Genomic DNA, 23,031 nt, shown 5'->3' on the forward strand with positions numbered 1-23,031 from the left:
CGGTGCAGCTGAAGACGCTGATCATCGCCGAAAAACCCGATATGGGCCGCAACATCGCGGCCGTCATGGAGCCCAAGGCGCAGAACCGCCGCACTCATCTCGAGGGCGAGCGGTTCGTCGTCACTTGGGCTATCGGTCATCTCGTCGGTCTCGCCGAGCCCGACGACTACGACCCGCGCTACAAAAAATGGAAGGATAGCGACCTGCCGATCATTCCGGACGTGTTCAAGCTGTCCCCGAACCCGCGGACGAAGGACCAGCTCAAGGTGATCGGCGAGCTCGCGCGCAAATGCGGCCGGATCGTCAATGCTTGCGATGCCGGGCGGGAAGGCCAGCTGATCTTCCATTTCATCCGCCGCCATCTCAAGCTGACGCAGCCGGTCGACCGGCTCTGGATCTCCGATCTGACGCCGGAGACGATCCGCCGCGGCTTCGAGCAGCTCGCGAGCGACGACAAATATGCGCCGCTGACGCGGGCCGCCCAGGCGCGCAGCGAGGCGGACTGGCTGATCGGGATGAACGCCTCGCGCGCGTTCACGATCCGCCATCGCGCGCTGCTGACCGTAGGCCGGGTGCAGACGCCCGTGCTCGCGCTGCTGTATGACCGCCACCGGGAGATCGAGGCGTTCCGTCCGGAGACGTACTACCGGATCGAGGCGTCGTTCGAGCAGCCGGGGGCCAAGTACAAAGGAATCTGGCAGGGGGATCGCCTGACGGACGGAGCCAAGGCCGCCGCGATCGCGGACAAGGTCAAGGGCAAGACCGGAACGATCGCCAGCTACGAGAAGGCGGAGTCCAAGGAGTATCCGTTCCGCCTGCATGACCTGACGCTGCTGCAGCGGGAGGCGAACGGCCGCTACGGCTTCCCCGCCAAAAAGACGCTCGACGTGGCGCAGGCGCTGTACGAGAAGCATAAAGTCATCACCTATCCGCGGACGAGCTCCAACTATGTGACGGAAGAGACGATCCCCGTCATGGCCAAGGCGCTCGACATGCTGCGAGGAACCGAATACGGCGAGCTTGCCGCCGGAGCGGACCGCGGGAAGGTACATAAAGGGAACAAGGCCGTCTGCAACCCGGCCAAGGTCGAGGATCATCATGCCATCCTGCCGACGCCCAAGCGTCCCGGCTCGCTGAGCGCGGACGAGAAGAAGATTTACGATCTTATCGTGCGCCGGTTCTTGTCCCATTATTACGGACCTGCCGTCTACCGCAACCATACGGTCATGACCGTCGTGGAGGAGGAGACGTTCCGGACGCGGGTCAAGCAGCTGCTCGACCCGGGCTGGAAGGTGACCCAAGCCGAGGCGGAGCCGGGCGACAAGAAAAAAAGCCGCTCCAAAGGAGCGGCCGAGGACGAAGCGGACGAGGAGACGCTCACGGACGGCGAGTTCGCCGTCGATCCCGAGGCGCCATCGCGCTGCAAGTCCGCCAAGGCAGAGGAGAAGGCGACGCAGCCGCCCAAGCCCTACACGGAAGGCACGCTGCTCAAGGCGATGGAGAGCGCCGGCAAGGCGATGGAGGACGAGGAGCTGCGGGAGACGATGAAGGACAGCGGCCTCGGCACGCCGGCGACGCGCGCCGCTACGATCGAGCGGCTCAAGCAAGTCGGCTACATCCGGACGGCAGGCAAGAAGCTGGAGATCGAGCCGAAGGGCGCCTCCGCGATCGAGCTCATCCGCGGAGCGGGAGTCGAGCTGCTCGCCTCGCCGGTCATGACCGGACAGTGGGAGCGGAGGCTCGTGCAGATCGCGCGCGGAGAAGCCTCGGACGAGGCGTTCATGGACAAAGTCAAGCTGTTCGCCCGCTCCATCGTCGACAAGGTGCGGCAGCAGCCGCCCGCCCCGGCGGGCACCTTCCAAGAGCCCGAGCGCAAAGGCGGACGCAAAGGCGCTGCCCGAGCGGCCGGCGGCCGCTCGCAGCCGGCTTCGGCGGCGGCAGGTCCGTCCGGCCGCAGGTCCGGAGCCGGCTCAAGCTCGCCGGCCGCCCCAGCCAAGCGGGAGGGGACGAGAGCCGGCGCCGCTCCGGCCAAGCGATCGGGGGCGAGCGCCGGCGCCGGTCCCGCTGCCGCAGCGGCGGGCAAGCAGCGGCCGGGCGGGCAGCAGCGGCCGGGGACGAGCGCCCTGCGCGCCTCGCCGGCGAGCGCCGGACAGCCTTCCGCCTCCGATGTCTTGTCGGGCGTGCGGGAGCGACAGGCGTTTGGCGCCTGCCCTCTTTGCGGCGGAGCCGTCATCGAAGGCAGCCGCGGCTACGGCTGCTCGCGCTTCCGCGAAGGCTGCCGCTTCGTCGTCTGGAAGGAGCAGCACGGCAAGAAGCTGAGCGTGACGATGCTAGGCGCGCTGCTCGCCAAAGGCAAAACGGGCGTGCTGGCGTTCAAGGGCGAGGACGGACAAAGCCGCAAGGGCCGTCTCGAGCTGGCGCCTCCCTACACCGGAGAGACGAGGCTTTCCCTGGAGCGCTCCTGAGCTTCCGACACGAGCCACACATCCTTGAAATCCATCCATCCAAGCTTGTTGATGTCGATGCCGCGGACGGAAGGATGCACGTACGTGTTCATCGCCCGGTGGATGAGGGGCAGGATCTGATGCTCGTTCAGCAAGCGCTGCTCGATTTGCCGAAGCAGCGCTTTTCGCTGTTCCGGCAGCTCGGCGGAGAACAGATGATCGAGGTTGCGCCTGACCCAGTGCAGCAGCGATTCATCCATATGCTGGCGCATGTAGCTGGAGTCCTGCAGGTAGTTTTCCAGCTCGCACACCTCGTCCTCGGCGATGACGAGATTTTGCAGGATGCAATCGGCCTCCATGACGAGCTCGGGAGGGTAGATCGACGAATGGGACTCGAAGCGCAGCTCAAGCGGAATGCCGATTTCGGCCAGGCGCTCCTGCAGCCAGTACGCTTCGCTCCGGTAGGCGGGGCTGGTGAGCAGGACGATCGGGCTCCCGTCGTAGCCATGCTCCTCCAGGAGGCGTCTCGCCGTCTCCGGCTCGTACCGTTCCAGGATCGGAAAATCGGGCATCGCCGGCATGTAGCTGTGGGCTGGCCGGCAGGCGTCCCCGACCGCGCGGCTGAGTCCCCAGCGGTCGACGGCCAGCTCGACCGCCTGCCGGAAGACGACGGAGCGCTGCGGACCGGACTTCCTCCGGTTCCACGAGATCAGGCTGCACCCTTTGTTGAGCGTGCGGATCTGGCCCCATTTCTGCTCGGGCCGGACGGTCAGGCGGCTGTCGCTCGCCATGATCTGGCCCCATTTTTGCCGCGTCTCGGTCGGGATGTCCTCCGGCATGACGGCGATCTGCACTTCGTCGAGATAAGCGCGTCCTTGGAAATAATGCTCATGCACCGACAGGTCGATCCGCTCCGGCGTCCAGCGGGCAAGCCGGAACGGCCCGGTGCCGGAAGGCAGCTGCCAGAAGCGCTCCGGATCCTCCCGCACGAGATCGGCCGGCAGAATGGAGGCGACCGCGGAGCAGAGCAGCCGCGGCAGCAGCCGGTTCGGCTGGCGCAGCGACAGCCGAACCGTCCGGTTGTCGAGCGGCACGGCGGCGATCATCGTCTCCAGCAGGAACCGGTTCGGCTGGCCGTCCGCCAGCCGGTTGAGCGTGAAGCATACATCCTCGGAGGTCATCTCCGTGCCGTGGTGGAAACGGATCCCTTTGCGCAGATGGAACACCCAGACGCGCGCATCGTCGCTGCATTCCCAGTGATGGGCGAGGGAGGGGAGCAGCTTGCCCTCGCGCGCGTCGAAGTTGAGCAGGCGGTCGAAAATCTGATGGATCAGATGGGAGTCGAACGAAAAGAACATCCGGGCGGGATCGAGCGACACGGGGGGCCGATAGACCGGCAGCCGGAAGATGTCCCGCTGGTCCAAGAGGCCCTCGGCGATCCGGTCGGAGCCGAAGTGGCCGTTCAGGAAGTCGACGAAGCGGTCTCGGGCCGCGGTCCGGTCGCCATGATGCTTCATCAGTCTGAACGCCTTCTGATAATCGCCGTTGCCGGCCATCTGCTTGGCCGTATCGAGCAGGAACTGCTCGCGGCTCATGAGGAACTCGATGCGCGAGCGGACGCCGCGGCCGCGGCCGGCATGCCAGCGCAGCCAGTTCTCCTCCTCCAGCTTGCGGATGATCAGCTTGACGTTGCGCTCGGTGCAGTGGAACAGCTCGGCCAGCTCCTCGAGCGACACCTCGACGATCGTATCGGGGTCCATGACGCGGTAATGGTCGAGCAGCAGCAAATACCTCTCGGCGCTAAGCATGACAGTTCCTTTCTCCTTTTTTTGGCTCATCGCATCCGGGACAAGCGATGCGGGCCAAGGGCAGCGTTTTCTTTCCTGAAAAAGAGGAAGCATTCGGATTTAATTGTACACTTTTTGTTCCTGTTATGTCATGAGATACTTGGTTCAGGGCAAAAAGAAGAACAAAGAACGAATCCAATCCAGCCCGCGAGGAGAAATGAACCGATGTACGAAACGATTTACCGACATGAGATGGAGATCCAGCGCCATCATCGAAGCTCCGCCACCCACAGAAGGCTGTTTAACGCCGTGAACGAGCTGACGCCGAAAGCGAACAATTCCGATTATAGAGGCCGTATGAGCCGTCAGATCTGGAAGCCGCTGCACGCGATGATCGTCTTCACGGGCTTGCGCAAATGAGCCGCGGCGCCGCAGTCAAAAAAGGACAAAAGCGAAGGGCATGAGAAGGACCGGAAATCCGGAACCTCTCATGCCCTTCGCTTTTTGGTTCAGGCCGTTAGGAAATTCGGCCGCGGTACGAGGCGATGCCCTGCGGAACATCCCGCAGATGCTTCAGCTGCAGGAACGCCCCTTGGGGCTCGACATCGATCGTCACGATATTGTACTCCCACTCGGTGAACGGCTCCACGTGGATCGCATGGATGCCGGTCGAAAGCGCCGGCACGACGTCGGTGCGGATGGAATTGCCGACCATCCACGTCTGGGAGCGGTCGAATCCGCCCGAGCGGAGGATGTCCTCCAGCGCGGCGGTATTTTTGTGCTGGCGGATATAGATCCGATCTCCGAAATACCGCTGCAGGCCGAGCCGATCGACCTTGCGCTGCTGGATCAGCGGCTCGCCGCCCGTATACAGATGCAGCCGATGGCCGGCCTCGGCCAGCTCCTCGAGCGTGCTCTCCATATCGGGGTAGGGCTCCGCCTCTTGCTCGTAGACGCTCTGTCCCATGCTCCACAGCAGGTCGATCTCATCGGAGCCTTCCTCGCGTCCGGTAAGTCGGGACAAGTCGATGTAGGTGTCCAGGAAGGATTGCGGGAAATGGTCGCTCTTGAAGCCGATCGCATGGACGCCGGCGATGTCGATCTCCTGCTGCTTGCGGCGGATGACAGCCTCCGTCAGCTCGGGATAGGCGTGAAACCAGGTCAGCATGGCGTCGACGAACTGGTCGATGACCAGATTGAAATATTTGTTGCAGTGGATGAGCGTGTCATCCAGATCGAACAGGATGGTCTGCGGCGTAGGCTTGGCCATAAGCGGTCGTTGTCCCTTCTGGTCTGACTGGAGCAGTCAAGCTTTTGACTCCAATCTACTGCACCGGGGAACATCCGTCAAACGGTCGCGTCGGCGCCGCAGCCGATCTATGCGTATCGCTGCGTCTTGGCGGCGAGATTCTTCTTGATGAAGGCGATGCGCTGCCGGACATAGAAATCGCGGCTCTCGCCCTTGAGCTCCGAAGGAGTCACGGAGGAACGGGAGCCGTTGTCGATAATCGTCAGCCGGCCGTCATCGTAGAATTTGAAGGTCAGATCGCGGAAGGGGCGGTGGCGTTCGACAAATCGAAGGTGGTTGCAATTCATCTCGATCACGCTCCAGATCAAGGAATGGAGGAACGTTTGTTCCTGTTTTGATTATAGCAAACATTTGTTCGCGTGGAAAGTGTTTTTTCAATCCCGTACACTGGTGGAATAAGGATGACAACGATTGCAGGCCGGCAGCGAATTCATGCCGGACCGCCAGAAGGAGTGCAGCAGCGCCATGATCCATATCGCCCATCTCAAGAAACAGTTGCCCGCCGGCCCGACCGTGCTCGACGACATCAGCTTCCGGGCGGACGACGGGGAATTCATCGCCATCAAGGGAGCGAGCGGCAGCGGGAAGTCGATGCTGCTCAAATGCCTCGCGCTTCACGAAAGCTGGACCTCCGGAACGTACAAGCTGGACGGCAAGGAAGTGCCGACGACCTGGTCGGGCCGCTATCGGATCCGCCGCCAGGTCGCGCTGATCGAGGAGAAGCCGTCGCTTCATCCCGGCCGCACCGCGCTCAAGAACGTGCTCGTCGGCTCGGCGGCGCAGGCATCCGTCTTCCGGCGGCTGACCGGCATGGTCCGCAGCGACGACTACATGGGCGCGATGGACACGATCGAGAAGCTCGGCCTGCTCGACAAAGCCCACAGCAAGGCGGACAAGCTGAGCGGCGGCGAGCGGCAGCGCGTCGCCATCGCCCGAGCGCTCGTCCACGGCGCCAAGGTGCTGCTCGCGGACGAGCCGGTGTCCGGACTCGACCCTCACGCGGCGGAGAAGGTGCTCGGCGATCTCAAGCGGCTGTGCAAGGAGCAGGGGCTGATCGTGATCGCCGTGCTCCATCAGGGCGACTGGGCCGAGCGCTACGCCGACCGCATCATCGGGCTGAACAGCGGCAAAGTCGCGCTGCAGGTGAACGGCCGCAGGCTGACCGAGCGCGAAAAGAACTTGCTTTGACCAAGCGGCATGATTTTCCGCCCTCCCTTCATACAATCGGAATGATCGATTCTATGGATATGGCAGGTGGAGAATCATGCCGTTCGTGCAACCGGCTTCCGTACACACGAGCCGCGTCGTCAGGCCCAAGACCGAGCTGCTGCTGCCGGTCGTCTCGATCGCAGGCGAGGAGGAGGCGACAGCCGCGATCAACGGCTCGATCCGCTCGGCGGCGCGGATGCTGATGGAGGAGCAGGGCTCGCTGGACGATCCCCGCTCCGAGATGCTCGGCTTTTACGAGCTCAAGAACAACCAGAAGGGCGTGCTCAGCCTCTCGCTCTTCAACTACGCCTATACCGGCGGAGCGCACGGCCTGACGCTGCAGCGCTCGCTCACCTTCCTGAACGACGAAGGCAAGCCGATTCCGCTGTCCGGGCTGTTCAAGCCGGGCTCCGACTACCGCAAGCGGCTGTCGGAGCTGGTGGCGCGCCAGATCAAGCAGCGGGACATCCAGACGCTGCAGCCGTTCGAGGGCATCCGGCCCGACCAGGATTACTACATCGCCGACCGCGCGCTCGTCATCTGGTTCAGCGTGTACGAGATCACCCCTTACGTGTTCGGTTTTCCTTATTTTCCGATTTCCGTCTACGACCTGACCGACCTGATCCGCGAGGACGGTCCGCTCGGCGTCATGGACGTCAACGATTAAGGGAGCGAAGGGGGACGAGGGCATGTGGATCTGGATCGGATTCGGCATGTACGGAGCGGCGGCGCTGGCATGGCTTGCCGTGTTCGCGGCGGCGGAGCGGCGGCGCCAGCTCGGCGGATACCAGTCGCTGACGAAGTACGCGGCCTACATCCAGTTCATGCAGGACAAGAGCGAGCTGAACCGATACGGATATGCGCAGCGGCTGAAAAGGGCGTTCGGGCCGTTCGCCGCGTTCGCGCTGCCGTTCAACGCGATGGCGCTGCTCGGCGGCGGAGCGCTGTTCCTGCATGTCGCCGGACCGGGGGCGGCCGGCGGGCTTATCCTGTGGGCCTGGCCGCTGCTCGGCCTGGGTGCGCTGGCCGTGCATGCGGTGTCGGCGGAGCTGATGTCCGCCGTGCCGACGGCCAAAGGAACGTCCCACGCGGCCGAATGGCTGGCCGGGAAGGCGGCCGGCAGAGCGAGCGGCTTGCTGCGGCTCGGCGGCCAGTGGGCGCTCGCGGCCTGGATGAGCCTGGAGGCGGCCCGCTGGCTCGGCCAGTCCTGGCAGGGCTGGCTCGGCGGATCAGCCGCCGCGGTCGCGGCAGTCGCGCTGGCGTTCGCGCTGGCGCTGCAAGGACTCGTTTGCCTGGCCGGCAACGGCTGCTTCGGCTTCGTGCAGCGGGCGGTCGCCGCCGTCCAGATCGGCTGCTGCCTGCTGCTGCTGGCGCTGCTCGCCGGGGCGCTGTGGCCGAACTACTCGCTGCCGTCGATCTTGCCGCCGCTCGGTCAAGGCGCGGGGACGGGCGCCGTTCCGCTGAACGCCGACTGGGCGCTCGGCGCGCTGCTGCTGTGGAGGCTGTTCCTGTCCGGCGGAGCGGCGGAAGCCGCGGCCGAGGAGACGGTGGAGCCGCGGATGCGCCTGCCCTGGGGACAGTTCCAGTCGGCGGCTTATCTATACACGGGCGGCTACGTGCTGCTGGCGCTGGCCGCCATGTACGCCGCGTCCCGGCCGCTCGGCGGCGCAGCCGGCGCGTGGCTCCACCCCGTCAGCTCGGCCATTGCGAGCTCGCCGGGCGCGGTGCTGGCGCTTGACGCGCTGGTCGCGGTCAGCCTGCTGGGCGGCTCGCTCTCGCTGCTGTTCGCCTCGACGAGGCTTGCCGGCGCGCTCGCCCGCGACAGCAGCCATCCCGCCCTGGCCCGGCTCGCGCGGGTTGCCGTCAAGCGGCGCACCTACGACGGAGCCGCCATGCTGGCCGTCCTGGCGGCAGCGGCGCTTGCCGCAGGCTCGGCGCTGCTGCCGGCTTCCGGCGGCGCGCAGACGGCCTTCCTGCTCGCGCTCGGCGTCATGCTGCATCATGGAGCGCTGCTGCTTCCGCTCTCCGGCCTGCTGCGGCTGCGTCGGGGGCAGGAGCATCCGGCGCTGGCTCCGCTCTGGTCGCCCGGGCCCGCGCGCGGGCTGCTGCGCTGGACAGCGGCCGCCGTCCTGGCCGTTGTCGCGGCGGCCGCGGCCGCCATCAGCCCGGCCGCCCTGGCCGCGGCGCTGGTCTGGCTCGCGGCGGCGCTGCTCGCTTCACGGCCGCTTGCCGCCGCAGGAGCGGCGGACAGCCGCAGCCTGCCGAGCCGCCAGGAGCTGCTGCAGCTGGAGCGCTCCCATCCCCAATAGGCTCGGGAAATGTTGGGCCTGACTATTTCCCGGGGAAGCGCAGAATGCAACACGATTAAAAAAGTTTCGACACGCCCTGTCGCAAAGACGGCTTTCGGTGTCGAGAAGAGGGGGCGGGTTGCCGGAGGGCGCCCGCTTCTTTTATAATGGGCCGGAAAGGGAGGCGGAAGCAGGTGGAGCATAAGGAGCGCAAGATCGTTTCGGTCAATGTCGGCTTGCCGGCGGCTGTCCGCCACGGCAGCCAGACGGTCATGACCGGCATCTTCAAATATCCGAGCGAAGGCGCGGTGCGGCTCGGAAGGACCGGGCCGGATGGGGACGGACAAGCCGACCTCAAGCATCACGGCGGGCCGGACAAGGCAGTCTGCGCCTATTCCGGACATCATTACCCGGAGTGGGAGCAGCGGCTGGAGCGGCAGCTCGGCTGGGGAGCTTTCGGCGAGAACCTGACGCTGAGCGGGATGGATGAGGAAGCGGTCGTCATCGGCGACCGCTATCGCTGCGGACAGGCGCTGCTGGAGGTCAGCCAGCCTCGTCAGCCTTGCTTCAAGCTCGGGCTGAGGCATGAGGAGCCGCAGCTGACGCTATGGGTCCAGCAGAGCGGGCGGACCGGCTATTATTTCCGCGTCGTCGAAGAAGGAGAGGCCGCAGCCGGCATGGAGCTGTCGCTGGAGCATCGCCCCGCGCACGGCATGACCGTCGCCGAGGCGAACCGCATCTACTACACGGCCAAGAAGGACGCGCAGGCGATCCGCGAGCTGCTGGTCGTGCCGGAGCTGGCCGACAGCTGGCGGACGGTCTTGTCCTCCCGGCTCGAATCGCTTTGACGAAGCCGGGTTCAGAGGGCCCTTTTGGATAAGGGCCATTTTACGGAGGCGTTACCTTTGTAAGTCGAATTATGTAAACCATTAATCCTCTTAACTAAAAGACGGCCGAAACCGAAAAAGACCGGCCGCGAGCGCGGACCGGTCCAGAATTGGCTTCGATCATGCTCTTGCGAGCAGATGATCGGCGATCTTGACGCCGTGGAAGCGTCCCGTCTCGATGAAGATCTCGTTCGCTTCATGCCGAGAGGCGACGACGCCGGCGAGGTAGACGCCCGGCACGTTCGTCTGCATCGTGTCGGAGTCGAAGTATGGATAGCCCTCCGGCTCGATTGCCACGCCGATGGAGCGGAGGAAGTCGCGATCCGGATGGAAGCCGGTCAGCGCGAGCACGAAATCGTTCGGCAGCTTGGCCTGCTCGCCGTCCTCGCTCTGCACGACGATGCTCGCGGGCGCGATCTCGACGACGCGGGAGTGGAACAGCATGCGGATTCGCTCTTTGCGGACGAGGCTCTCGAACACGGGCAGCACCCACGGCTTGATCGATGGGGAATAAGCCGGCTTGCGGTAGACGACCGTCACCTTGGCCCCGGCCCGCTCAAGCTCCAGCGCGGCGTCGATGGCCGAGTTGCTGCCGCCGATGATCGCGACGTCCATGCCGGTATACGGATGGGCTTCGCGGAAAAAGTGGCTGACCTTGGGCAAGTCCTCGCCGGGAATGCCGATCCGGTTCGGATGATCGAAGTAGCCGGTGGCGACGACGACCGCCGCGCAGCGGTAGGCCCGCTCCTCGCCATGCCTCGTCCGCGTGCTCAGCGCGAAGCCGTCCGGCTGCGGCACGACGGACTCGACCTTCTCGTAGGCGTGGACGCGGACGCCGCCGCGCAGCGCGACGGTGCGGTAGTAGTTGAGCGCCTCCAGCCGCGTCGGCTTCTCCTGCGCGGTCGTGAACGGCACGCCGCCGATCTCCAGCAGCTCCGGGGAGCTGAAGAAGCTCAGGTAGGTCGGGTACTGGGAAATGGAGTGGACGAGATTCTCTTTTTCGATGATGAGCGCGTCGATGCCGCGGGCTCGCAGCTCGAGAGCCGCGGCCAGGCCGCATGGTCCGGCGCCGATGATGATGACTTGTTCCTGCTGCAACGTACCTTCAACCTCCGTTCGGACGCCTTGCCGGCGCCTGCTGTACTAGCTATTGTACCTTCGCCTGATTTTGGAGGCAACCGCAGGCTTTCTCTATGGCGCAGAGGGGATTTCATGTATAATGGATTCACTAACACGGTTATGTGGCTTATAGAGGGGGATCTGGAATGCAGCGGAGATTTGTGATTGAAGCGGTCATGGTGGCGACTTATGGACAGCTGCTCGTTCCGAGCCTGCCGGTTGACTTCGTGCTGCCTTACTCCACGGTTCTGGAGCTATACGAGATGAAGGACAGCCCGGAGCCCGTCATGGACGATCCGACCGAGGACGCTTTCGTGCGGGGCAAGATCGGCGAGCTGATCCTATTTTTCGAGGATTCGCTCAACCGCAAGAAGATCGAGCGCGCTTTGACGGTGCCGTGGAGGGAGAGCTCTCCGCTCATCCTGAACGACCGCATCCAGTTTACGGTCGTGAACGCGGTGGACAATGCGCATTATGGAGAATATTTCGATCCGGTGGAGACAGAGCTGCTGCTGACGGCCTCCAAGTTCGATATTCCGATCCTGTCGGATCAATACGAGTTCCAGGATCGGCTGATCGAGGCGGAGGTGCCGGTGCAGGTATTCGACATCGAGGACTTCGACTACGCGGTCGAAGAAGGCGCGCAGCCTCAGCTGTTCGACCACTAGGAACTGCGGCTTCAGCGCAGCTGCTAGACCGCTAGGAACTGCGGCTTTGGCGCAGCTGTTCGACCGCCAGGCTGCGGCTTCGCCGCGAATCCGGCGGGACCGGGAGGCTAGCCTTCCCGGTTCCGTTCGCGGTCGATCGCTTCCTGCATCGTCTTGTCCGTCAGATGGGCATAGATCTGGGTCGTGTCCGGCGAAGCGTGACCGAGCTGCTCCTGCGTCTTGTACAGGTCGTTGCGCAAATAATAATCCGTCGCGAACGAATGCCGCAGCTTGTGCACGGACAGATACGGCTTGCCGAACCGCTTGGCGTACTTGAGGACCATCTCCTGGATGGCCCTTTTTGTCATGCGCGAGCCTTCCGTCTTGCCGTTGGCGACGGCGAGGAACAGCGCCTTCTCCTTGCGGGGAGCGGCGTAGCGGCTGTCCCGCAGCTGCAGGTAGGCCTGCAGGTCCTCCACCGCCTGCTGGCGGAAATAGACCGGCGTCTTGAACGTATCGTCGTTGCTGCCCTTGCGGTACGCATAGACGAGCTTTTTTTTGAGATCAAGATCGTCGACGTTCAGGTTGACGACCTCGGAGACGCGCAGGCCGGAGTGGAGGATGAGGCTGACGATGCAGCAGTCGCGCGTCGAATTTTTCTCGAAGGCGTGCAGCGCCTGCTTGCTGAGCGCGGGATCCTGGCCGTACTCGGACTTGACGAAGCGGAGGAATTCGTCGAGCTCCTCCTCCTGCAGCAGCTTGCCCTCGAGCTTGGCGGCCGTATCCTTGGGCTTATGCGTGCGCTTGATCGCGACCTTGGCCATCACGTTGCGCTTGAGCAGCGGATAGAAGTCCTCGTCCTCGGCGATCTGGCTCAAATAATGAAAGAGCGAGCGGAGGGAGCTGAGCTTGCGCGAGACGGTCGTGCGGCTGTTGGCGTGCAGCGGCTTGGACGCCAGGAACATGCGGTAGCCGTCGATGCTGTCCATGCGCAGCTTCTCGAGCTCCTCGAGCTTTACATCGGACAGGGCGGGGCCTTCCGCCAAGCCTTCGGCGATCAGCCAGCCGAGGAAGGCCTCATAGTCCCGCACGTATTCGAGCAGCGAGGAGGGGGAGAGGTCGGGCAGCTTGTAGTTGATGAATTTCTCGATATACCACGGCATGGAGGGAACGCGCCGATCCAGCTCCATGCGGTCCTTCACCTTCAAGATGTTCATGAGCGGCTCCTCCAATCTTTTCCTCCGTATTGTAGCAACTGCCGTTTCCCCCGACAAGCTTCCGTGCGGCATGCTTACTTTCTAAGGATAGTTATGTAAACCTTTAACGGCATTTAAAAAACCGCTCGGTAAAACCGGGCGGTCAGACCAAACCAAGATGATCGATCAGGATGAACGGAACGTCAACGTAATGAGCAGCGCCTCGCTGCGGCTGAACAGCCGGACCGGCGGTCCCCAGCTGCCGAAGCCGGAGGAGACGAACACATGCGTGAGCGACTTGCGCATGTAGCCCCAATCGAGCTCGAACAGGCGGCGCGTGACGAGATGGTTGGGGGCGAACTGGCCGCGATGCGTATGGCCGCACAGCAGGACGTCCGCGCCGGCCGCGGCCGCTTCGGCGAAGCCGTACGGCTGATGGTCCAGCAGCACGATCGGCGCCGAGGAGTCGATATCGCGCAGCAGCTCGGCTGTCGGCAGCCGGCCTGCGCCGGGGAGCGACTCGGCGGTGCGGTCCTTGCGGCCGGCGATGACGATGCCTCCCGCATCGATCCATTCGTCCTGCAGCACCGGAATGCCCGCCTGCTTCATCGCCCCGACGTAGGCGGGGATGTCTCCGCCATAATATTCGTGGTTGCCGAGCACCGCGTACGTGCCGAGCGGCGCCTTCAGCTGCGAGATGACCTCCGCCATGCGCAGATGGAGGAAAGGCTTGACGCTGTCGTCGAGCACGTCGCCCGGCAGCAGGATCAAGTCCGGCCGCAGCTCCTGGCTGATGCGGACAAGCTTCCTCAGATGGCGCTTGCCGACGATGTCGCCGAGATGGATGTCGGACGCGACGAGCAGCGTCACGCTGTCCCGATCCGCCATCGGCTTGTCCACCTGCACGCTGTGGCGCCGCACGATCGGGCTGAACGCGTTGCGCGTGCCCCAGGCGAGCAGGACGAGCAGGAGCAGCAGCACGGTCCAGCCGGCGGCGCCGGCATAAGCGTCGAACGAGACGCCTGCAGCGCGGGCGGCGAGCCAGCCGAGATCGGCGAGCGGCAGCAGCAGGATGAGGTATTCCAGCGCGGCGATGGAGTAGGAGGCGGCGGCTTTGAACAAGCGCGCCGGCAGCGCTCCCCAGAAGCGGACGAGCGCCATCGCGAGGAAGTACGAGACGGACGCGAGCACGACGGCCGTCCACATGCCGATTCCCGGCGACAAGCCTTGGCTGGCGAGGAATAGCGAGAGATTCCACCCGATATAATAGATCAGGGCGGCGTAGATCACGATGACGGATACGAGGGCAAGCCATCTGCGGCTCATGCGGGCATTCTCCTTTTTGGCTGTCAATCGGGCTTCGTAGACTAGCGTAACTGGTTTTGTAACTTTGTTGCAACTTATCTCGCAGCCGGCCCGTTTATAATGGTACCAACAGCTGATTCACCCCTTGCGAGCAAGGGTAATGAACGTCAAGCTCTTGTCACAAGTCCTAGCTTTGCGAAAGGGAGACGAGCCACATGAAAAAAAGTCTCATCAGCATTCTCGCCACCGCCTCGATCCTGTTCTATTTCATCTCCACGGCCAATGCCGTAGGCGGAGACTATCAGCCGGTGCAGAAGACGGCCGACACCCAAACCGACTATATCGAATCCATCACCCATAAAGAAGGCAAATGGTACATAACGGTCGATCCGATCGAATGGTACGAAGGCAAGGAAGCCGACGAGCAGTTCCTGAAGCATGAGCCGGACAGCGGCCTGGACGGCGCGCCGGACGGCTATTATATCGTCAACGACGATACGACGGCGACTACGTACGAGATCTCGCCGGATGCGGCCGTGCTCATGCAGCTGTACGACCGCACGGGAGACCCGGCCGAGCTGGAGACGCAGTGGAACGAGCCGATCGCCCTCGACGAGTTCGCCAAGCTGTATGCCAAAAACGACGTGCTCGACCTCGCCGACTTCCCGTATCATCTGACGGTCAAGGACGGCGTCGTGACGAAGATCGTGCAGCAGTTCATTCCTTGATGCACCCCATGGAGCATCGGTTGATGCATCGCTCGACCAGTTAAATCAAAAAATCCTTCGGCCCTCAAGCGGCCGAAGGATTTTTATTTTCTGCGCTCATTCCATCCTCATTCCGCGACGGCTGGTGCAGACGCCGGCTCTTCCGCCGAGCGGCGGGAAGGGACGAGCAGCAGCAGGCTGACGAGCGAGACGAAGATCGTCGCGCCCATATCCGACAGGATGGCGATCCAGAGCGTGAGCCAGCCCGGGATCGTCAGCAGCAGGGCGACGAGCTTGAGGCCGAGCGCGACCGCAAGATTGAAGCGGATGATCCGGTTCGTGCGCTTGGCGGTGCGGATCGCCTCGGGCAGCTTGCCGAGATGATCCTGCATGAGCACGAGATCGGCCGTCTCGATCGCGCTGTCCGTGCCTTTGCCCATGGCGATGCCGAGATCGGAGGCCGCGAGCGCCGGCGCATCGTTGATGCCGTCGCCGATCATCGCGACCTTGCCTGCGGCTTTGAGCCGGTTGACGCGCTCGACCTTGTCCGCGGGCAGCAGTCCGGCTGCCGTCTCGTCGACGCCGGCTGCCGCGGCCATGCGGCGGGCGGCGGCTTCATGGTCGCCGGTCAGCATGACGGTGCGGGCGATGCCGGCGCGGCGCAGCTCGCGGACGACGCCGGGCGTCTCCGGCCGCAGCTCGTCGGAGATGCCGAACAGGCCGAGCATCCGGCTCTCGTCCGCCAGCGCGACGAGCGTCAAGCCCTGCTCGCGATACGCTCGGAGCGCCTCGGCCGCCTCCGCATGCGGGAGGATGCCGAGCTCCTCCAGCGCAGCGGGGCTGCCGAGCGAGTACTTCGTGCCGCCGAACGCGGCAGCGAGCCCTTTGCCGGGTACGGCCGTCGTTTCCGCCGTCTCGTAGGCGATGCCGCGCTCCTCGATGTAGGCGAGCACCGCCTTGGCGAGCGGATGGGCGGAGCCGCTTTCCATCGCGGCCGCGACCGGGAGGAAGCGGTCGTCCCAGCTCGCCGCCTCGGCCACATGCGGATGCCCCTTCGTCAGCGTGCCGGTCTTGTCAAAGGCGATGATGCGGATGCGGCCGAGCTGCTCGAGATGGGCGCCGCCTTTGACCAGGATGCCTTCCCGCGCGAGGCGCGTAATGCCGGCGAGGATCGCGACCGGCGAGGAGAGGATGAGCGCACACGGGCAGCCGACGATGAGCACGGCGAGTCCTTCGTACAGCCAGTGGCGCCACTCGCCGCCGAGCAGCAGCGGCGGGACGAGCATGACCAGCACGGCGATGATCATGATCGCCGGCGTATAGTAGCGGGAAAAGCGGTTGATGAACAGCTCGGTCGGCGTCTTGGACTCCTGCGCCTCCTGGACGAGCTGGAGAATTTTCGCCAGGGAGGACTCCGAGTACGATTTTTCGATCCGGACCGTCAGGCTGCCCTCCTGGTTGAGGCTGCCGCCGAATACGGCGTCGCCGGGCTTCTTGTCGACCGGGATCGGCTCGCCGGTGATGGCGGCTTCGTTGACGGAGCTGCTGCCGGTGACGATGACGCCGTCGGAAGGGATTTGCGAGCCTGCGGCGACCAGCACCGTCTGGCCGGCGGACAGGCGGGACACGGGAATACGCCGCGTCGCGCCGTCCTCCAGCAGCATCGCTTCCTTCGGCGCCGCTTCGAGCAGGCGGTCCATCGACTCGCGGGCGCGGTTCATGCCGAGCCCTTCGAGCAGCTCGTTGACGCCGAACAGGATCGCGACGAGCGCTGCTTCCTTCCACTCCTCGATGGCGACGGCGCCGATGAGCGCGACGGTCATGAGCGTGTCGATCGTGAAGCGGAGGCTCGCCAGATTGCGCAGCCCTTTCCAGAACGTCCGCCAGCCGCTGAGCGCGATCGCGCCGAGATAGAGCGGGATGGAGACGGCGGACGGCACGCGGTCGCCGAGCAGGACGGCGGCCAGCAGCAGCGCGAGGCTGATGCCGAGCTGCGCGTAGATGCCGCGACCGGAGGCATGGTCGTGATCGTGGTCATGATCATGACCGTGCGCGTGTCCAGGAGCGCTTGCCTGGTCTTGCTCCTGCGCTTGGGCGACATGCTTGCGAAGGTCCGCTTGGCCGTGGCTATGTTCGTGCCTGCTGTCAACATCATGATGGACTCCAGCGTGACCGTGCCCGTGAGCGTGGCCATGTGCATCATTGCTGTCATCATCATGGACCCCATCGTGGGCATCTGCATCGTGGCCATGCTCATGAGAGTGTCCCGCCCCGCAGCAGGAGGCGGGGGCTTCTTCTGGAACGGCCGAAGCCGATCGTTCCGCGAGGATCGAAGCGCCGTCGGTCTTCAGTATTTTGCGCACCTTGTCCATAGGCACGCGTTCATCCATGACGAGGCGCGCGGATGAAAAATGAAGCGCGGCCGTATCGCCATGAGGAAGCTTGCGGATCTGCCGCTCCAGATCGGCGGCGCAGTTGCCGCAGCTGAGTCCTTTTACCCGATATTCCAGCAAGGGGCATCTTCCTTCCTTGACCATACGCATGAATACTTGCTCATATGATATGATTGTTTGCTGGAATGGTCAACCGATTGGGACAATTATCCCTAAAAATTAATGATGTCCGTAAAACTTCCGTTTAATGCCGGCGATTGGTATAATGAAGGTCAATGGATACGGATCGGAGGCAGAGGCGGATGAATACGGATGCGAAAAGCCAGGCAGGGGCCGAGGTGGAGGAGGCCGCTTGGCGCGAGGACGAGCCGTCCGAGCTGGAGGGCGAGCACGCGGCGCCCGAGCAGCCCCGCGATCTAAGCGCGGTCAAGGCGGCGATGCTCGACGACCGCTCCGCGCTGCAGCTGGCCGACTGGCTCAAGGCGCTGAGCGATCCGACAAGGGTCAAGCTCGTCGACGCGCTCATGCACAGCGAGCTGTGCGTGCATGATCTGACCGTGCTGCTCGGAATGAACCAATCCGCCGTCTCCCATCAGCTGCGCTATTTGCGCAACATGCGGATCGTGAAGCGCCGCAAGGAAGGCAAGACGGTGTACTATTCGCTCGACGACGATCACGTCGAACAAGTGTTCCGACAGACGCTCGAGCATGTCCGGCATTCCTGAGCTCAGGAATGCCGTTTTTCCCGGCTCAAAAGTTGCGTGAAATACATATTTTACGCAACTTCGATTTTAAGAGACTTTTAGCAGGAACGAGAAGGAGTGGGGAAGGTTGTCCGTGACGGTGCATGAGCTGCAAGAGGCCTATGGCGAGGAGCTGGAGCTGTTCCGCATCTGGATGAAGAACCAGGGCATGACGCTGTCGACGGAACGGGCGTATGTCGCCGACGTGCGTCTCTATCTCGCGTCCTTGTATCCCGAAGCGCTCGAGCGCAGCGGCAAGCTGGACATCATGCGCTATCTGTCCGCGAGCCGCGAGCGGGGAGCGGGAGACGAGGCGCGCAACCGCAAGCTGAGCTCCCTGCGGGCGTTCTATCGGGCGCTCAACGAGATGGACCGGCTGCAGGCCAATCCGGCCGCGCTCACGCCCAAGTCGCGCCAGCAGAAAAACCGCATGCCGGTCTATTTGGACGAGGAGCAGCTGCAGGAGCTGTTCGGGCATGTCGGAGGCAAGCACCAGGAACGGAATCTGTCGATCCTGCTGCTCATGGCGTACGCCGGACTGCGGGTCGGGGAGATCCATCGGCTCAACTCGTTCGATCTCAAGCCGGACGGGACGCTGTCGGTGCTCGGCAAAGGACGGAAATGGCGCTATCTGCCGCTGCCGGACAGTCTCGCCCGGCTGCTGCGGCGCCTGGAGGACGACAGCCGCGGCCGGATGCGGCAAGGCAAGGAGCAGCCGATGTTCGTCAGCCAGCTCGGACGCCGCCTGTCGGTCCGCATGATCCAGACGATCGCGGACCGCACGCTGGAGCGGCTGCAGGGCGAGCGGCCGGAGCTGGCGATGAAGAAGCTGTCGAGCCACAAGCTGCGCCACAGCTTCGCGACGATGCAGATCCGCAGCGGCACGGACATCCGCACGCTGCAGGAGCTGCTCGGCCATGCGAGCATCGAGACGACGCAGATCTACACGCATATCGACAACGCGCAGATGAAGACGGCGATGGAGCGCATGTCCGCCAAGCTGCCGGAGCTGCGGGAGGGCCGTCCTCGCTGAGCGGGCCAAGGCTTGCCGGATGGACGGGGCATGACAGCGAAAAACCGGAAAGGCGTAATGGGCGTGCCGGGGGGAGACTTCGGTTATAGCGGTTTCCGCTCTGTCGAGGAGGACGTTTTCGTGTTCAAAGGAAGAGTGCGAAGAGACAGGAACGGGAAAGTAGATGAGGCGAATTAAAAAGACAGGTTCGGCTGAGGCCGGACCTGTCTGTCGTTGAAGCGCTTGTCAACCGAGCGATCCGCTCGGCAGCAGCTCGGAGATGGCCACCTTGCGGCCTTCGGCGGAGCTGCGGATCGCGCCGAACACCATCGCCATGCTGAGCAGGTTGTCGCGGCAGTCCGTCTCCGAGGGACGGCCGCCATGCAGCGCGTCGAACATCTCGGCGATGCAGCGGTGATGCCACGGCTCGCCCGCCTCGTCAGGAGACGTGTCGATGCGCTGCGAGCTGCGGATGAACGCCTGCTCCTGGCCGGCGGGATCGACGACTTCCGCGTAAGGCGAGCCTTCGCCGTCCCAGAGCGCCGTTCCGGTCGAGCCGATGACGCGCCACTGGGCTTCCCAGGAGGTCGGAGCTCCTTCCGAGCACCAGGAGCCCCGGTAGCTGAATACGCTGCCGTCCGACATCTCGAAGATGCACAGCGCCGAAGCCGCGCCCTTGTACCAGGAGCCGGGCGGGTTGAACTCCTGGCAGTAGACGGACACGGGATCGGCGCCGAGCAGCAGCCGCGCCTGGTCGAACGTATGGATCGCCATGTCGAGGATGAGCGGGCTGTCCATCAGGTCGCGGAAGCCGCCGAAGTGGGCGCCGATGAAAAAGTCCGCTCCGGCGAAGCCCGGCGTGCCGATCGCGCCGCCGGCGATCAGCTTGCGGAAGGCGCGGATGCGCGGGTCGAAGCGCCGGTTCTGCATGACGGCATGCATGCGGCCCGTCTCGGAGGCGGTCCGGACGACGTCGAGGCAGGCTTCCCAGCTTTCGGCCAGCGGCTTTTCGGTGAAGACGTCGCAGCCGAGCCGCATCGCCGTCTGGCTGATGACATGATGGCTCGCCGGAATGGTCACGTCGAAGACGAGATCGGCGCCGCTTTCCGCAATCGCCTGCTCCAGGTCCGTGTAGACGCCGCAGCTCAGGCCGTGCTTGTCCCGCATGCCCTCTGCCGCCTCGAGGCGGACGTCGACAAGGCCGACGATGTCGGCGTCGTCGCGGGTCAAAGCATACTCGACCCAGGTATGGGCCATGCCGCCGCAGCCGGCGACGACGATCCGGCGGCGCGGGGAAGATAAGGTTCGGTTCATGGGGATGAGAGCCTCCTCTAGGGAATCCGGTTGTCGGCCAGGGCAGCAGCGGACCGAGAACGATCTGCCTTGCTGACCGTGCCGATGTTGGTTTATGATGAACTCAATCAGGCTTAGTATAAGCGCTGTCAATCGGCGCGGCTCTAGCCGATCTTGGGGAATACCACTCTTATCTTGGCGGTGCATCGCATGAAGGATGGAATCCGGCTGCGGGAGCGCAATCCGCTCGATCCGCTGTTTCCGGCCAAGGTCTACGTCAACCGTGCCGAGGATACGGCTCCGGGACAGAATATTTTGTTCCTGCATTGGCATGAGCATTTCGAGCTGATCGCCATGCGGCGGGGCAAGGCGGTCTTCCATCTGAACAGCGAGCCGTTCGAGGCGGAGCCGGGAACCGTGCTGCTCGTGCAGGCGGGCGACCTGCATGCCGGCTACAGCCGCTTCGGCGGAGCGGCCGAATACGTATCGGTCGTGTTCAGCGGCGCGCTGCTGCGCGACTGGAGCGGCGATCCCGGCTATGCGGAGCTGCTCCAGCCTTATCTGGACGGCCAAGGGCGGCTTCACCCGCTCGGCGCGAGCGGGGAGACGGAGCTCGCGGAGCGCGTCATCGCCGACATCGCCGCCGGCACGGCGGGCGGGCGGCTGCTAGCGCGGACCGGCCTGCTGCTGCTGCTGGCGCGCGCGGCGGCCGCGCAGCCCGCTCCCGCGCCGGCGAGGCCGCGAGAGGCGCAGCTGCGGCAGGAGCGCTTCAAGCAGCTGCTCCGCCATGTGGAGGCGAGCTGCGCGGACAAGCATACGATCGAGGACGCGGCGGCGCGCGTGCGGATGGATCCGTTCCATTTTTGCAAAGTGTTCAAGAAGCTGACGGGCAGCACGTACATCGACTATGTGAACCAGGTGCGCATGCAGGAGGCGATGCGGCTGCTTCGCCAGGAGGACTGCAGCGTCGCCGAGGCGGCGGAGCGCGTCGGCTGCGGCAACGCGAACTATTTCACCAAGCTGTTCAAGCGGTACAACGGCATGACGCCGTCGGAAGCGAAAAAGCTCGGACCCGGCGGCGGGCAGCCGTGAGCAGCACCAACGATGCGGAGGGAAGCGGGCATGGCAGAAGCGGATTTTTCCACCAAGCATGAGCAGCTGATCGCCTATATGGAAAAGCTGGAGGTCGGCGCGCGCGTCTCGGTGCGGAAGATCGCCCAGGCGATGGACGTCAGCGAGGGCACCGCCTATCGGGCGATCAAGGACGCCGAGGCGCGCGGCATCGTCAGCACGAAGCTGCGGACCGGCACGGTGCGCGTCGACAGCAGCAAGCGCGAGAAGATCGACCGGCTGACGTTCGGAGAGATCGTCGCGATCGTCGACGGCCAGGTGCTCGGCGGCGAGGCGGGCCTCGGCAAGCCGCTCAGCAAGTTCGTCATCGGCGCGATGCAGCTCGAGGCGATGATGGGCTATATCGAGCCGGACAACCTGCTCATCGTCGGCAATCGCGAAAAGGCGCATTTGAGCGCACTCTCGCTCGGAGCCGGGGTGCTCGTGACGGGCGGCTTCGGCGCGACGCCGGAAGCCGTCGCGCTCGCCGACCGGCTGGAGCTGCCGATCCTGAGCAGCGCGTACGATACGTTCACGGTCGCCGCGCTCATCAACCGCGCGATCTACGACCGGCTGATCAAAAAGCAGATCGTGCTCGTCGCGGACATCATGAATGCGGACGAGCCCGTCGCGTCGCTGCCGGAAGAAGCGACCGTCGCCGACGCGATGGCCGTCATCGAGCAGACGAACCACAACCGCTTCCCGGTCGTCGACCGCGAGCGGCGCCCGGTTGGCATGGTGACGACGAAGGATCTCATCGGCGCTTCGCCCGCCGAGCCGATCGCCGAGCGGATGACGCCTCAGCCGAAGACATGCACGCCGCAGACGTCGGTCGCGACGGCGGGGCACCGCATGGTCGCAGAGTCGATCGAGCTGCTGCCGGTCGTCGATGCGGAAGGGAGGCTGAGCGGCGTCATCAGCCGCAAGGACGTGCTGCAGGCGATGCAGCAGATCCAGCATCAGCCGCAGAACGGCGAGACGCTGGAGGACCAGATCCGCCGCCGCTTCGTCTCCGGGCAGGAAGCGGACGGACGCCTTTATTACGAAGGGCCGGCCGAAGCGCTGTTCAGCAGCCCGATGGGGCACTTGTCGGAAGGCGTGCTCGCCGGGCTCGTCCATCATGCCGCGGCGCGGGCGCTGCGCGATCATCGGCGCGGCAACCTGATCGCCGACAGCCAGTCGGTCTACTACCTCGCGCCGGTGGAGATCGACCAGACGCTCCGCCTGTACCCGGAGCTGATCGAGCTGAGCCGCAAGTTCTGCAAGATCGAGATCCAGGTATATGCCGACGGGCGCAAGGTCGCCCAGTCGATGCTGACGGCGAGGCTGATGGAGCCGTGAGGCGGCTTGACGCGGCAGAGGCATGGCAGCATCCCGTCATGCCGTCAGAGAGCCGCGCCGCTGCGGACCATAGCTTGTACGATTCCAACTTGAATCGCCAATTAAGAGAACGAGACGAAGCTGCGATGCAGCGGCTTCGTCTCGTTTTTTCTTTTTAAACGTCCCTGCGGCAGCTGGCGTCCTCCCCTTCCATGAGCCTCAGACGGCCCTATTCAACGAGCAGGGGCGTTTCGCAGCGACC

General features: G+C 64.3%; 20 protein-coding genes. 13 read left to right on the forward strand and 7 right to left on the reverse strand.

Going from position 1 to position 23,031, the window contains the following annotated elements; genetic code table 11:
- The first annotated feature begins 8 nt into the window (after positions 1–8).
- Positions 9–2,465, forward strand: a complete 2,457-nt coding sequence (locus NYE40_RS12020; RefSeq protein WP_101809473.1) for a type IA DNA topoisomerase — start codon at positions 9–11, stop codon at positions 2,463–2,465.
- On the opposite strand, the gene NYE40_RS12025 is transcribed toward NYE40_RS12020, so the two are convergent.
- Positions 2,426–4,252 carry an ABC transporter substrate-binding protein gene (locus NYE40_RS12025; protein ID WP_052332988.1) on the reverse strand — a complete coding sequence of 609 codons (1,827 nt, stop codon included), beginning with the start codon at positions 4,250–4,252 and terminating at the stop codon, positions 2,426–2,428. The genes NYE40_RS12020 and NYE40_RS12025 overlap by 40 nt on opposite strands.
- Positions 4,253–4,456: 204 nt before the next feature.
- Here NYE40_RS12025 and NYE40_RS12030 point away from each other — a divergent pair, with 204 nt between their 5' ends.
- Complete coding sequence (locus NYE40_RS12030) at positions 4,457–4,651, forward strand: hypothetical protein (RefSeq protein ID WP_028597699.1); 195 nt, start codon at positions 4,457–4,459, stop codon at positions 4,649–4,651.
- A 97-nt stretch (positions 4,652–4,748) separates the two neighbouring features.
- Here the strand turns inward: NYE40_RS12030 and NYE40_RS12035 are convergent, their stop codons facing one another.
- Positions 4,749–5,501, reverse strand: a complete 753-nt coding sequence (locus NYE40_RS12035) for an HAD family hydrolase (protein WP_028597700.1) — start codon at positions 5,499–5,501, stop codon at positions 4,749–4,751.
- Positions 5,502–5,545: 44 nt separating this feature from the next.
- Between NYE40_RS12035 and NYE40_RS12040 the strand changes: the two genes are divergently transcribed.
- The 5 genes from NYE40_RS12040 to NYE40_RS12060 all read left to right on the forward strand — a co-directional run bounded on the left by NYE40_RS12040 (position 5,546) and on the right by NYE40_RS12060 (position 9,885).
- Positions 5,546–5,878, forward strand: coding sequence for a hypothetical protein (locus NYE40_RS12040; RefSeq protein WP_153783556.1), 333 nt, complete (start codon positions 5,546–5,548; stop codon positions 5,876–5,878).
- Between the two features lie 127 nt (positions 5,879–6,005).
- Positions 6,006–6,728 (forward strand): ATP-binding cassette domain-containing protein, encoded by a 723-nt coding sequence (locus tag NYE40_RS12045; protein ID WP_028597702.1) that lies wholly within the window; start codon positions 6,006–6,008, stop codon positions 6,726–6,728.
- A gap of 76 nt (positions 6,729–6,804) precedes the next feature.
- Entirely contained in the window at positions 6,805–7,416 is a 612-nt protein-coding gene (locus NYE40_RS12050; protein ID WP_028597703.1) for a DUF3298 and DUF4163 domain-containing protein, read from the forward strand.
- Between the two features lie 22 nt (positions 7,417–7,438).
- Positions 7,439–9,058, forward strand: coding sequence for an amino acid permease (locus NYE40_RS12055; RefSeq protein ID WP_043110952.1), 1,620 nt, complete (start codon positions 7,439–7,441; stop codon positions 9,056–9,058).
- 173 nt (positions 9,059–9,231) lie between these two features.
- The gene (locus tag NYE40_RS12060) at positions 9,232–9,885 is read left to right on the forward strand and encodes an MOSC domain-containing protein (protein ID WP_028597705.1); all 654 of its coding nucleotides are present in this window, start codon (positions 9,232–9,234) and stop codon (positions 9,883–9,885) included.
- Between the two features lie 159 nt (positions 9,886–10,044).
- Here the strand turns inward: NYE40_RS12060 and NYE40_RS12065 are convergent, their stop codons facing one another.
- Entirely contained in the window at positions 10,045–11,022 is a 978-nt protein-coding gene (locus NYE40_RS12065) for a YpdA family putative bacillithiol disulfide reductase (RefSeq protein WP_028597706.1), read from the reverse strand.
- A 167-nt stretch (positions 11,023–11,189) separates the two neighbouring features.
- Between NYE40_RS12065 and NYE40_RS12070 the strand changes: the two genes are divergently transcribed.
- Positions 11,190–11,711 carry a hypothetical protein gene (locus tag NYE40_RS12070; RefSeq protein WP_028597707.1) on the forward strand — a complete coding sequence of 174 codons (522 nt, stop codon included), beginning with the start codon at positions 11,190–11,192 and terminating at the stop codon, positions 11,709–11,711.
- Between the two features lie 107 nt (positions 11,712–11,818).
- On the opposite strand, the gene xerS is transcribed toward NYE40_RS12070, so the two are convergent.
- Positions 11,819–12,907, reverse strand: a complete 1,089-nt coding sequence (gene xerS, locus NYE40_RS12075) for a tyrosine recombinase XerS (protein WP_028597708.1) — start codon at positions 12,905–12,907, stop codon at positions 11,819–11,821.
- A gap of 165 nt (positions 12,908–13,072) precedes the next feature.
- Positions 13,073–14,212: a metallophosphoesterase gene (locus NYE40_RS12080; RefSeq protein WP_028597709.1), complete on the reverse strand. Its 1,140-nt coding sequence runs from the start codon at positions 14,210–14,212 to the stop codon at positions 13,073–13,075.
- Between the two features lie 194 nt (positions 14,213–14,406).
- On the opposite strand from NYE40_RS12080, the gene NYE40_RS12085 reads away from it, so the two are divergent.
- Positions 14,407–14,919, forward strand: coding sequence for a hypothetical protein (locus NYE40_RS12085; protein WP_339279982.1), 513 nt, complete (start codon positions 14,407–14,409; stop codon positions 14,917–14,919).
- 107 nt (positions 14,920–15,026) lie between these two features.
- Here the strand turns inward: NYE40_RS12085 and NYE40_RS12090 are convergent, their stop codons facing one another.
- The gene (locus NYE40_RS12090) at positions 15,027–17,411 is read right to left on the reverse strand and encodes a heavy metal translocating P-type ATPase (protein ID WP_339279983.1); all 2,385 of its coding nucleotides are present in this window, start codon (positions 17,409–17,411) and stop codon (positions 15,027–15,029) included.
- 182 nt (positions 17,412–17,593) lie between these two features.
- Here NYE40_RS12090 and NYE40_RS12095 point away from each other — a divergent pair, with 182 nt between their 5' ends.
- Both NYE40_RS12095 and NYE40_RS12100 read left to right on the forward strand, forming a co-directional pair.
- The gene (locus NYE40_RS12095; protein WP_084136675.1) at positions 17,594–18,016 is read left to right on the forward strand and encodes a metalloregulator ArsR/SmtB family transcription factor; all 423 of its coding nucleotides are present in this window, start codon (positions 17,594–17,596) and stop codon (positions 18,014–18,016) included.
- Between the two features lie 112 nt (positions 18,017–18,128).
- Positions 18,129–19,067: a tyrosine-type recombinase/integrase gene (locus NYE40_RS12100; RefSeq protein ID WP_228551860.1), complete on the forward strand. Its 939-nt coding sequence runs from the start codon at positions 18,129–18,131 to the stop codon at positions 19,065–19,067.
- A gap of 225 nt (positions 19,068–19,292) precedes the next feature.
- Here NYE40_RS12100 and NYE40_RS12105 read toward each other — a convergent pair whose 3' ends face one another.
- Positions 19,293–20,360, reverse strand: a complete 1,068-nt coding sequence (locus NYE40_RS12105) for a Gfo/Idh/MocA family oxidoreductase (RefSeq protein WP_028597713.1) — start codon at positions 20,358–20,360, stop codon at positions 19,293–19,295.
- A gap of 189 nt (positions 20,361–20,549) precedes the next feature.
- On the opposite strand from NYE40_RS12105, the gene NYE40_RS12110 reads away from it, so the two are divergent.
- Complete coding sequence (locus NYE40_RS12110; RefSeq protein WP_028597714.1) at positions 20,550–21,431, forward strand: AraC family transcriptional regulator; 882 nt, start codon at positions 20,550–20,552, stop codon at positions 21,429–21,431.
- Between the two features lie 30 nt (positions 21,432–21,461).
- The gene (locus NYE40_RS12115) at positions 21,462–22,790 is read left to right on the forward strand and encodes a DRTGG domain-containing protein (protein ID WP_028597715.1); all 1,329 of its coding nucleotides are present in this window, start codon (positions 21,462–21,464) and stop codon (positions 22,788–22,790) included.
- The last annotated feature ends 241 nt before the right edge of the window (positions 22,791–23,031 follow it).

Source organism: Paenibacillus sp. FSL W8-1187 (assembly GCF_037965485.1).
GTDB classification, from domain to species: Bacteria; Bacillota; Bacilli; order Paenibacillales; family Paenibacillaceae; genus Paenibacillus_O; species Paenibacillus_O pasadenensis.

What these genes read in the sequence shown, in the direction of transcription:
- NYE40_RS12025 (WP_052332988.1), bottom strand. Translation starts at nt 4,252, where the DNA reads ATGCTTAGCGCCGAGAGGTATTTGCTGCTGCTCGACCATTACCGCGTC.
- NYE40_RS12030 (WP_028597699.1), top strand. Translation starts at nt 4,457, where the DNA reads ATGTACGAAACGATTTACCGACATGAGATGGAGATCCAGCGCCATCAT.
- NYE40_RS12035 (WP_028597700.1), bottom strand. Translation starts at nt 5,501, where the DNA reads ATGGCCAAGCCTACGCCGCAGACCATCCTGTTCGATCTGGATGACACG.
- NYE40_RS12045 (WP_028597702.1), top strand. Translation starts at nt 6,006, where the DNA reads ATGATCCATATCGCCCATCTCAAGAAACAGTTGCCCGCCGGCCCGACC.
- NYE40_RS12050 (WP_028597703.1), top strand. Translation starts at nt 6,805, where the DNA reads ATGCCGTTCGTGCAACCGGCTTCCGTACACACGAGCCGCGTCGTCAGG.
- NYE40_RS12055 (WP_043110952.1), top strand. Translation starts at nt 7,439, where the DNA reads ATGTGGATCTGGATCGGATTCGGCATGTACGGAGCGGCGGCGCTGGCA.
- NYE40_RS12070 (WP_028597707.1), top strand. Translation starts at nt 11,190, where the DNA reads ATGCAGCGGAGATTTGTGATTGAAGCGGTCATGGTGGCGACTTATGGA.
- xerS (WP_028597708.1), bottom strand. Translation starts at nt 12,907, where the DNA reads ATGAACATCTTGAAGGTGAAGGACCGCATGGAGCTGGATCGGCGCGTT.
- NYE40_RS12080 (WP_028597709.1), bottom strand. Translation starts at nt 14,212, where the DNA reads ATGAGCCGCAGATGGCTTGCCCTCGTATCCGTCATCGTGATCTACGCC.
- NYE40_RS12085 (WP_339279982.1), top strand. Translation starts at nt 14,407, where the DNA reads ATGAAAAAAAGTCTCATCAGCATTCTCGCCACCGCCTCGATCCTGTTC.
- NYE40_RS12095 (WP_084136675.1), top strand. Translation starts at nt 17,594, where the DNA reads ATGAATACGGATGCGAAAAGCCAGGCAGGGGCCGAGGTGGAGGAGGCC.
- NYE40_RS12105 (WP_028597713.1), bottom strand. Translation starts at nt 20,360, where the DNA reads ATGAACCGAACCTTATCTTCCCCGCGCCGCCGGATCGTCGTCGCCGGC.
- NYE40_RS12110 (WP_028597714.1), top strand. Translation starts at nt 20,550, where the DNA reads ATGAAGGATGGAATCCGGCTGCGGGAGCGCAATCCGCTCGATCCGCTG.
- NYE40_RS12115 (WP_028597715.1), top strand. Translation starts at nt 21,462, where the DNA reads ATGGCAGAAGCGGATTTTTCCACCAAGCATGAGCAGCTGATCGCCTAT.